This is a genomic window from Streptomyces sp. NPDC044571 (assembly GCF_040647115.1).
Taxonomy (GTDB): domain Bacteria; phylum Actinomycetota; class Actinomycetes; order Streptomycetales; family Streptomycetaceae; genus Streptomyces.
The window spans coordinates 1-1,289 of the sequence record NZ_JBEZBN010000137.1 but is presented as its reverse complement, the minus strand read 5'-3'; the positions used below and the strand labels follow the sequence as shown (position 1 = coordinate 1,289).

1 protein-coding gene and 1 pseudogene are annotated in these 1,289 nt (G+C 69.6%); one reads left to right on the top strand and one right to left on the bottom strand.

The features are described 5' to 3' along the window. Positions 1 to 258: caspase family protein (locus AB0B01_RS30805; RefSeq protein WP_361726278.1), on the bottom strand; the 258-nt coding region annotated here is incomplete at its 3' end. A gap of 197 nt (positions 259 to 455) precedes the next feature. Between AB0B01_RS30805 and AB0B01_RS30800 the strand changes: the two are divergent. Continuing rightward, a pseudogene (locus tag AB0B01_RS30800) lies at positions 456 to 1,289 on the top strand (hypothetical protein); the annotation flags it as partial.

Genomic DNA, 1,289 nt, shown 5'->3' with positions numbered 1-1,289 from the left:
GCCCCCGTGGCCCGAGTAGGTGAACAGCAGGATGTCCCCGCTGCTGAGCTTCCCGGCGGCCGTGCGCAGGGCGGCCGTGATGTTGTCCGCGGTGGCGTCCTTGGTCAGGATCACGGTGTCGTCGAAACCGGCCGCCCGGGCCAGGGCCGCCATATCGCGCGCGTCGTTCTCGCAGGCCACGAGTTGGCCGTCCCAGCCGCCGTACCTGCGGGGGTCGACATGGTTGAGGCCTACGTGGATGGACAGTCCTGCGGGCATGGATCCTCCTGGGGGCGGGTTGGTGCTGCCTCGCAGATGCTTCCGCGGCACGAGGGCAGCGCAACCGCACGCCGCGCAGCGCCCCCCGATCGGCCCGCCCCCTTTCGCCGCCTTGCCGCCCCCCACCCCGGGTGAAACCATGACAGGGAGCAATCGGTCCGTCTGCTGCCCCTTGGGGGCGGCCGGGTAGGTGCGGTATGCCGCTCACCGAAACGGAATGGTGCCTGGTCACGACCTGGGTGCGGGACTACTTCCTCGACACTCTCGATCCCCGCGACCTGCTCGCCCAGTCCGGATTTTCCCGGGAGTTCATCGGAGAGCTCCCCCTGACCAACAAGAGTGCACCGAACGCCGTCGCGCTCGTCCGCGCCGTGCGCCGAGACATCCTCAACCAGCGCCTCCTCCTCGACGCGCTGGCCGGCCTCGATGAACTCCGCTCCCTGGCCGCGGGGACGGAAGCCGCGGCCTTCGCCGCCCGGCTGCGGGAGGACGAGCAGGCGCACGCCTCCGACCAGGACCACTTGCTCGCCGGTGTCCTCAGGAACGGCACCGAGGTCTTCATCGACCGCGACGAGCTGCGCAAGAGCCTGCGCGAGTTCCTCGACGACCCGGAGAAGACGGTGCTGGTGGTGGACGGGGAGCCGGACAGCGGCCGCTCGTACACCTACAGCCTGATCCGCCACCTCGGTCAGCACCGCGGATTCCGCCCGGTGCGGGTGACGCTGTCGCGCACCTCGACCGCCAAACAGGTGGTCCGGCGACTGGCGGAGTTCGTCGAGGACCCCCGCGCGCCGATCTTTCCGTTGAATCCGGCACAGTTGAACGATCCACTGCCCGTGCTCGAAGACGAGGTCTACCGGCTCGTCAGCCGCGCGACCGCCGCGGACGAACAGTTCTGGTTCGTACTCGACGAGTGCGACAAGCTCGACCTGACCTCCGACGTCTGGGACTGCATCAGCCAGCTGGCCCGGGCCGTCTTCGACTTCACCCCGGTACGGGAGGAGACGGTGCCCCGGCTGGTGCTGCTCGGC